General features: G+C 53.1%; 6 protein-coding genes. 2 read left to right on the forward strand and 4 right to left on the reverse strand.

Annotation, left to right across the window (positions count from 1 at the left end; genetic code table 11):
• From aat to trxB, 4 genes are all read right to left on the reverse strand, one after another.
• Positions 1 to 630, reverse strand: a 630-nt coding sequence (aat, locus tag FDW94_RS06435; protein ID WP_249358325.1) for a leucyl/phenylalanyl-tRNA--protein transferase, incomplete at its 3' end; no start/stop codon positions are given.
• A gap of 44 nt (positions 631 to 674) precedes the next feature.
• A complete protein-coding gene (cydC, locus tag FDW94_RS06440; RefSeq protein ID WP_137377320.1) occupies positions 675 to 2,396 on the reverse strand; it encodes a cysteine/glutathione ABC transporter ATP-binding protein/permease CydC in 1,722 nt (573 codons plus the stop codon).
• Positions 2,397 to 4,163 (reverse strand): cysteine/glutathione ABC transporter permease/ATP-binding protein CydD, encoded by a 1,767-nt coding sequence (cydD, locus tag FDW94_RS06445; protein WP_003831887.1) that lies wholly within the window; start codon positions 4,161 to 4,163, stop codon positions 2,397 to 2,399.
• Positions 4,164 to 4,277: 114 nt separating this feature from the next.
• The gene (gene trxB, locus FDW94_RS06450) at positions 4,278 to 5,246 is read right to left on the reverse strand and encodes a thioredoxin-disulfide reductase (RefSeq protein WP_003831889.1); all 969 of its coding nucleotides are present in this window, start codon (positions 5,244 to 5,246) and stop codon (positions 4,278 to 4,280) included.
• Positions 5,247 to 5,793: 547 nt separating this feature from the next.
• Between trxB and lrp the strand changes: the two genes are divergently transcribed.
• Together lrp and FDW94_RS23915 are read left to right on the forward strand one after the other, a co-directional pair.
• Complete coding sequence (lrp, locus tag FDW94_RS06455) at positions 5,794 to 6,288, forward strand: leucine-responsive transcriptional regulator Lrp (RefSeq protein ID WP_002439523.1); 495 nt, start codon at positions 5,794 to 5,796, stop codon at positions 6,286 to 6,288.
• Between the two features lie 134 nt (positions 6,289 to 6,422).
• On the forward strand, positions 6,423 to 7,386 hold a 964-nt coding region (locus FDW94_RS23915; RefSeq protein ID WP_193392556.1), incomplete at its 3' end, for a DNA translocase FtsK 4TM domain-containing protein.

The raw sequence follows: 7,386 nt of genomic DNA on the forward strand, positions 1-7,386 counted from the left end.
GTGTTCAAGGTACTCCCGACGTGGGGTTTCGACGGCGCCCAGCGAAGCTGTGTGGCTATTTAATACCTGGCAGTCGATTAATTTTCCGCCCTGACGGATAAATTCAGCGCAAAAAACAAGCAGTGCGGTTTTGGACGCATTTTCCTGACGGCTGAACATTGATTCGCCACAAAATAGCGTACCTTGCGCCACGCCATACATACCGCCCACTAATTCATTTTGTCGCCATACTTCAATGGAGTGCGCATGGCCCAGCTCGTGCAGGCGATGGTAGGCGTCCACTACATCATGCGTTATCCAGGTACCTTCTTCCCGGTCGTTCGCGCAGCCTTCAATCACCTGACCGAACGCGTAATTGAGCGTCACGCGATAAGGCGAGTTTTTATGAAAACGTTTCATGCTGCGGCTGAGATGAAATTTCTCGGGCCAAAGAATGGCGCGTGGATCGGGCGACCACCAAAGGATGGGGTCGCCAGGTGAAAACCACGGGAAAATTCCGCGCTGGTAGGCCATTAACAGTCGGGCTGGACTGAGATCACCGCCAAGCGCCAACAAACCGTTAGGCTCGCGTAAAGCGCCTTCCGGTGAAGGGAAGGCTATAGAATGGCGGGACAATTGCACCAGGCGCATGACAGCGAAACTCCACTACGCGAGTTTGATCGTTCAATAATAGCTTACAGACGTTGCTTAAACTGGTAATAACGCCCCTGCCGGGCTAACAAATCTGCGTGATTACCTTGCTCAATAATGTGTCCGTTGTCCATCACTATTATTTGATCAAAACGTGACAAGCCGCGCAGACGATGTGTCACCATCAGTACGGTTTTATTGCGCATGACATCGCCAATTAATTCAAGCATTTGGCTTTCTGTTGTGGCATCAAGCCCTTCGGTCGGTTCATCCAGCAGCATCAGTGGGGCATCGTGCAATAAGGCGCGAGCGATAGCCAGACGACGGAGTTCGCCGCCAGAAAGCTGACGACCGCCTTCGCCTAACCAGGCATTGAGTCCATCCCCCTCTAGCAGTTTGTCCAGACCGACGCGGCACAGCATTCCGGATAATGTGTCATCACTGGCGTGCGGTGCTGCCAGCAGCAGGTTATCGCGAAGCGTCGCGCTGAACAGGTGCACGCGCTGTGGCACGACGCTAATGCTCTGGCGCAGCGTGGTTTCACTGAGGGCTGAAATCGGCTGCTCATTAATCAGAATTTCGCCGTGCTGCGGATCCCATGCGCGGGTCAGCAATTGTAGTAACGTTGACTTACCGCAGCCGGTGCGACCGAGAATCGCAATGTGTTCACCGGGCTGAGCCTGCAGCGAAAGGGTGTCGAGCGCTTTTTGTGCTTGCCCCGGATAGCTGAATGAAACATCGCGTAGCGTGAGAGTGACCTGCTCAGAAACTGGAGAACCGGCATCCGGGAAGGTGACTTCTGGCTGCTGTTCGGTCAGTTCGGTGATGCGCAGCGCAGAGGCAATAACCTGTCCGAGATGCTGAAATGCCCCGGTGACGGGGGCCAAAGCTTCAAACGCGGCCAGCGCACAGAAGACAAACAGCGCGATCAGCGCGCCAGGCTGGGTATTGCCACCCACGCCGCCGGAGGCCATCCATAACATCACAACCACTGCCAGTGCGCCGACTAACAGCATGACCGCCTGTGATAGCGCCGTTAATTCAGACTGACGTCGTTGGGCTTCATGCCACTGCAACTCGGTGGCTTCCATTTGGGCGCGGTAACGTTCACTGGCGCCAAAGATGGTCAGTTCAGCCTGGCCCTGCAGCCAGGATGTTAACTGCTGACGATACTGCCCACGTAAATGCGTCAAACTTTGCCCGGTGCTTTTACCTGCCTGATAAAAGAGTGGGGGCAGGATAAATAAGGTCAGCAGCATAATACCGCCGAGAGTGATAGCCAGCGTGAAATCGAGAACGCTTAGCCCCAGCGTGACCACCATGATGACGACAAAAGCGCCCACAAGCGGGGAGAGCACGCGCAAATAGAGATGATCGAGCGTGTCGACATCCGCCACCACGCGGTTAAGCAATTCACCTTGTCCATAACGGGACAGGCCAGCAGGGGAGAGCGGCAGCAGTTTGCTGAAGGTATAAATACGCAAATGTTGCAGCACGCGGAACGTCGCGTCGTGGCTGACCAATCGCTCGAAATAGCGGCCCGCGGTTCGGGTGATTGCCGCACCGCGTACCCCGGCAGCAGGGAGCATATAGTTAAAACTGTAAATCCCGGTGACACCCACCACAGCAGAAGCCGACAGGAACCAGCCGGAAAGCGTCAGCAAACCAATACTTGCCAGCAGTGTGACGATCGCCAGAACGATCCCCAGGGTTAACATCCATTTATGACGTTTATACAGCGTCAGATAAGGTAGCAAAGCGCGCATTTAGATGTCCTCCTGACGATGAGCCAGTAATGTCGCAAACGCCCCGTTGGCTGCGCTAAGTTCGGCATAAGTGCCTTGTTCAACGATCTGTCCGTCCTGCATCACCCAGATAACGTCCCAGTCGGCAAGATCTTCAAGTTGGTGTGTCACCATCAGCGTGGTCTGGCGGCGTGATGCTGCTTTCAATGCCTGCATCACGCGTTGTTCGCTGTGTGCATCAAGGCTGGCGGCGGGCTCGTCAAGCAGCAACAACTGACATGGATTGAGTAAGGCGCGAGCCACGGCAACGCGCTGCGCTTGTCCGACAGAAAGTCGAGCAGCCTGATCGCCTACTGGTGTATCCACACCCTGTGGCAGAAGTGGTAAAAACTCACTGACCCAGGCGCTGTCGAGTGCGGCTTGCAGCTGTTCTTCGCTGGCATCGGGGCGAGCGAGCAGCACGTTATCGCGTAACGTGGCGGCAGGGAGCTGCGGATTTTGTCCAACCCAGGACAGCTGTTTGCGCCAGCAATCAGGCGACAGGTCGCGCAGCTCAAAGCCGTTAATCCGCAGCGATCCCTGATAAGAGAGAAAACCGGACAGGACATTGAGCAACGAACTTTTGCCGGAGCCGCTGCGGCCAACCAGCACCGCGCGTTGGCCCGCTGGCAGGGTAAAGTTGAGCGGACCTGCAAGCACTTTACCTTCCGGCGAGGTGATGACCAGATCTTCTGCTTCAATTGAAACTGCGTCTTTTGTAGTCAGCTCAATATCGCCACGCTCAGGATGTGCAAGCGGGGTTTCCATGAAGGTTTTCAGACTGTCTGCTGCACCAACGGCTTGTGCTTTGGCGTGATAAAACGTGCCCAGATCGCGCAGGGGCTGGAAAAATTCCGGCGCCAGAATGAGCGCCAGGAAGCCAGCTGCCAATGTGACGCCCGTCCCGTAGTGGCCAAAATCGAGTTCACCGAGGTAGGAAAAACCGAAGTAAACCGCGACCAGTGCGATGGACAGGGAGGTAAAGAACTCAAGGACACCGGATGACAGAAACGCCAGGCGCAGGACTTCCATGGTGCGCTGGCGGAAATCCTGTGACGCTGCGCGGATGCTTTCTGTTTCAGCTTCACCGCGGCCAAAGATTCTTAGCGTTTCCATGCCCCGCAGGCGATCGAGGAAATGGCCACTGAGGCGAGCAAGAGCCTGAAAGTTGCGGCGGTTAGCATCGGCTGCACCCATACCAACCATCGCCATAAATAACGGGATCAACGGGGCAGTTCCAAGCAGAATAAGGGCGGCTACCCAGTTTGACGGGAATACCGCCGCCACGATCAATAAAGGGACGCATACAGCCAGCGCCATTTGCGGCAGATAACGTGCATAGTAATCATGCATGTCATCAATCTGTTCCAGGATTAGCGTAGCCCAGCTCCCGGCTGGTTTGCCTTGTATCCAGGCGGGACCTGCTTGTTGCAGACGGTCAAGCACCTGTCGGCGAATCTCAAAGCGGATATGTTGGCCAGCATGAAACCCGACGCGTTCGCGTAACCAGACGACCCATGCCCGCAGGATGAAAATCAATACCAGCACAATGAAAGGGAGCAGAAGCGCCTCTCTGGGGATATTGTCCATGATCATATGGTCGAGAATTCGGGCCATGAGCCAGGCCTGAGCGACAATTAACAGGCCGCTCACGAACCCCAACAGGCGTGAAATGTTCAGCCATCGTTGGGAAATTACACTTTGCTGTTTTAACCAGCGGGTCAGCTCTTTTTGACGGGTTTTATTCATTGCACGCTTAGCAGGTGAGTTATTGGAATTTTTGGGCAGGACAATGTTACAACGAGGCAAAAATAAAGGCGACTTATAGTCGCCTTTTTTACTTTTGTTACTGATTTGTAAAACTTATTTGCAAGCGTCTGCCAGACCGTCGAGATAACGCTCTGCGTCAAGCGCAGCCATACAACCGGTGCCTGCTGAAGTGATCGCCTGGCGATAAATATGGTCCATCACGTCACCGGCGGCGAATACACCCGGAATGCTGGTTTGGGTGGCGTTACCATGAATACCGGACTGAACTTTGATGTAGCCATTTTCCAGTTCAAGCTGACCGTCAAAAATGGCGGTATTCGGGCTGTGGCCGATAGCGACAAACAACCCTGCAACGTCAAGTGACTCGACGTTGTCAGTGTTTTGCGTATCGCGCAGGCGCAGTCCGGTTACGCCCATTTGATCGCCGGTCACTTCTTCCAGTGTGCGGTGGGTATGCAGCACGATGTTGCCGTTTTCGACTTTATCCATCAAACGCTTGATCAGGATTTTCTCGGCGCGGAAGCTGTCGCGACGGTGAATCAAATGCACTTCAGATGCGATATTCGCCAGGTACAGCGCTTCTTCAACAGCAGTGTTGCCGCCGCCGATCACCGCAACTTTTTGGTTACGGTAGAAGAAACCGTCGCAGGTCGCGCAGGCGGAAACGCCACGGCCTTTGAAGGCTTCTTCTGAAGGCAGACCCAGGTAGCGTGCTGACGCACCGGTGGCGATGATTAGTGCGTCACAGGTGTATTCACCGCTGTCGCCGGTCAGACGGAAAGGGCGGTTTTGCAGATCAACTTTGCTGATATGATCAAAAATAATTTCAGTTTCAAATTTGGTCGCATGTTCGTGCATGCGTTCCATCAGCAATGGGCCTGTGAGATCGTGCGGATCGCCAGGCCAGTTCTCCACTTCTGTTGTTGTGGTCAACTGACCACCTTTTTCCATACCGGTAATCAGTACCGGTTGCAGGTTCGCGCGTGCAGCGTAGACCGCAGCGGTATACCCCGCAGGGCCAGAGCCCAGAATAAGAAGTTTACTGTGTTTGGTTGCGCCCATGAGATCCCCATAGTTGTTAGCAGGCAATGAGCAGGATTGTAGGGAATTTACAGGCGTAAAAAAAGAGTATGGCGATTTTGTTAACAATATGTGTAATAGCGGGAACCGATGAACGGCAGAATTAGTCGTAATACTATAACGATTTCTACTTAAAATCGGTCAGTTATAAGGTGATAAAATGACGATTTTCCATCACTGCGAATGAATAACTGGCATGTTGTACTAAAAATCGATGTTTTGCTTTGACAATCCCCTGCTGTTTTGCGAAAACATTCAAGGAAGAAAAAAACTGTGTCATGTATGTGCTGCATAATCATGCATGTAGATACCATGTTTACCGTGTTAGCGAAATCTACGCATGGTGTGGACAGATGCCATTCGTGATGTCGATAGCCGCCGACAGGCAACGGTCTTCTCACCATAAACCCAGACATTGCGAACCGAAAATCCCTCTGGGTTGCGGTTTATTTTGATGGGTAGCGACTCTGAACAGTGATGTTGGTAGAGTCAGGCAGGAGTAGGGAAGGAATACAGAGAGACAATAATAATGGTAGATAGTAAGAAGCGCCCTGGCAAAGATCTCGACCGTATCGATCGTAACATTCTTAATGAGCTGCAAAAGGATGGGCGTATTTCTAACGTCGAGCTTTCTAAACGTGTGGGACTTTCACCAACGCCCTGCCTTGAGCGTGTGCGTCGGTTGGAAAGACAGGGTTTTATTCAGGGCTATACAGCGCTGTTAAACCCGCATTATCTGGATGCATCACTTCTGGTTTTTGTTGAGATTACTCTGAATCGTGGCGCCCCGGATGTGTTTGAACAATTTAACTCTGCAGTACAAAAACTTGAAGAAATTCAAGAGTGTCATTTGGTTTCCGGTGATTTCGACTATTTGCTGAAAACACGCGTACCGGATATGTCGGCATACCGTAAGCTGTTGGGGGAAACCCTGCTGCGTCTGCCTGGCGTGAATGACACACGTACTTATGTAGTAATGGAAGAAGTCAAACAGAGCAATCGTCTGGTAATTAAGACGCGCTAACACGGAACAGGTGCAAAATCGACGCAGTTTGATTACACTCCTGTTAATCCATACAGCAACAGTGCCGGGGCAACCCGGTGCTGTTGTCCGTTTTAGCATCGGGCAGGAAAAGCCCGAAACCTGGAGAGCCGTTTTTGAGCCAGGAATACACTGAAGACAAAGACGTCACATTGACGAAGTTAAGCAGCGGGCGCCGACTTCTGGAAGCGCTACTGATTCTTATTGCCCTTTTTGCCGTCTGGTTGATGGCTGCCTTACTCAGCTTTAACCCTTCGGATCCCAGTTGGTCGCAAACCGCGTGGCATGAGCCTATCCATAATCTGGGTGGAATACCTGGAGCATGGCTGGCGGATACGCTGTTCTTTATTTTTGGCGTCATGGCCTACACCATCCCCGTCATCATTGTCGGTGGCTGCTGGTTTGCCTGGCGACATCAGGCCAGCGACGAATACGTCGATTATTTTGCCGTCTCGCTGCGCATTATTGGCGTTCTGGCGCTGATTCTCACTTCCTGCGGGCTGGCCGCAATTAACGCCGATGACATCTGGTATTTCGCCTCTGGCGGCGTGATCGGCAGTCTGCTCAGCACCACGCTACAACCATTGCTGCACAGCAGCGGCGGCACGCTGACGTTGTTGTGCATTTGGGCAGCGGGATTAACACTGTTCACCGGTTGGTCATGGGTGAGCATTGCGGAAAAACTGGGCGGCTGGTTACTCAATATCCTGACGTTTGCCAGCAACCGTACCCGCCGCGACGATACCTGGGTCGATGACGAAGAGTATGAAGACGAAGAAGAGTCTGTCGACGCCGCTGATGGCAAACCCCATGAATCGCGCCGAGCTCGTATCCTGCGCGGTGCGTTAGCGCGCCGTAAACGTCTGGCGGAGAAATTTACCAACCCGCTTGGTCGTCATACCGATGCGGCGCTGTTTTCCGGCAAACGCATGGATGATGAAGACGAAATTGAATACAGCGCCCGTGGCGTGGTTGCCGATCCTAATGATGTGCTGTTTTCCGGTAATCGCGCGACGCTGCCTGAATATGACGAACTTGATCCACTGCTTAACGGCCACTCGGTGACCGAGCCTGTGGCTG

This window comes from Citrobacter sp. wls757, from assembly GCF_005280935.1.
GTDB classification, from domain to species: Bacteria; Pseudomonadota; Gammaproteobacteria; order Enterobacterales; family Enterobacteriaceae; genus Citrobacter; species Citrobacter portucalensis.

Bases quoted from the DNA above. Each gene is read 5' to 3' on its own strand.
- cydD (WP_003831887.1), bottom strand. From the start codon at position 4,163: ATGAATAAAACCCGTCAAAAAGAGCTGACCCGCTGGTTAAAACAGCAA.
- trxB (WP_003831889.1), bottom strand. From the start codon at position 5,246: ATGGGCGCAACCAAACACAGTAAACTTCTTATTCTGGGCTCTGGCCCT.
- lrp (WP_002439523.1), top strand. From the start codon at position 5,794: ATGGTAGATAGTAAGAAGCGCCCTGGCAAAGATCTCGACCGTATCGAT.
- cydC (WP_137377320.1), bottom strand. From the start codon at position 2,396: ATGCGCGCTTTGCTACCTTATCTGACGCTGTATAAACGTCATAAATGG.